Origin of the sequence: Caulobacter sp. CCH9-E1, assembly GCF_001556515.1 — a bacterium.
GTDB lineage: Bacteria > Pseudomonadota > Alphaproteobacteria > Caulobacterales > Caulobacteraceae > Caulobacter.
In genome coordinates this window covers 1-1030 of the sequence record NZ_LSJA01000231.1, presented here as the reverse complement: position 1 = coordinate 1030, position 1030 = coordinate 1, and the positions used below count along the sequence as shown (strand labels likewise).

Sequence of the window (1030 nt, the reverse complement as noted above, 5' to 3'; positions counted from 1 at the left end):
CACCGAGATCGGCGGCGCGGACAGGGCCGAGGAGTAGTTGCCGCGCAGAACGCGGGTGGCGTCGCCCAGCGGACCGATCACCGCGACGCGCAGGCCGGGCTTCAGCGGCAGCAGGCCGTCGTTCTTGAGCAGGACCAGGCTCTTCTCACCAGCGGTCAGGGCCAGGGCTTCGTGCTCGGGCGTCATCACGGCGGTCGGCGCCTTGGGCGCGGTTTCGACGGGGCGCACACCGGGCAGGTCGCCGACCCGTAGCCGCGCCGAGTAGAGCCGCACCAGGGCCCGGTCGACGTCCGTCATCGTGATCAGGCCTTGTTGGAGCGCGTCGCGATAGCGGTTCGACAGGCCGGCCGTGTCGGTCAGGGTCGAGCCGTTGCACTCGTTGTCGACGCCCGCGCGGACGGCGGCGGCGGCCGCGGTCGCGGCGTCGGGGGCGTACTTGTGGTGGTCGTTGATGTCCTTGACCGCGTCACAGTCGGAGACGACGTAGCCGTCGAACTTCCAGGCGGTTCGCAGGTAGTCCTTCAGCAGCATGTCGCTGGCGCAGGCGGGCTGGCCGTCGATGCGATTGTAGGCGCACATGATCGAGCCGGCCTTGGCCTCGACGATCGCGGCGCGGAAGGCCGGCAGATAGGTGTCCTCGAGATCACGCCGCGAGACGTAGACATTGGCGTGGTGGCGCGTCGACTCCGGCCCGCTGTGGACCGCGTAGTGCTTGGGTGTGGCGATCACGTTCGGCAGGTCGGGATCGGGGCCCTGGACGCCCTCGACGAAGGCCACGCCCATGCGGGCGGCCAGATGCGGATCCTCGCCATACGTCTCCTGGCCCCGGCCCCAGCGCGGATCGCGGAAGATGTTGATGTTGGGGGACCAGGTGTTGAGCGCTGTGCCGATGCGGCCCATCCGGCCGGTGGCCCGCGCCAGGGTGTGCAGTCCGCGCACCTCGGTCCCGATGGCGCCGGCGACGTCCTTGACCAGGGCGGTGTCGAAGGTGGCCGCGAGGCCGATCGGCTCGGGGAAGTTGGTCGTCGGC

At 70.5% G+C, this 1030-nt stretch carries 1 protein-coding gene; it reads right to left on the bottom strand.

Annotated features, from left to right (window positions below):
* Positions 1-1030 (bottom strand): glycoside hydrolase family 3 N-terminal domain-containing protein (locus AX690_RS13105; RefSeq protein ID WP_304439878.1); only part of this gene is annotated, 1030 nt, incomplete at both ends.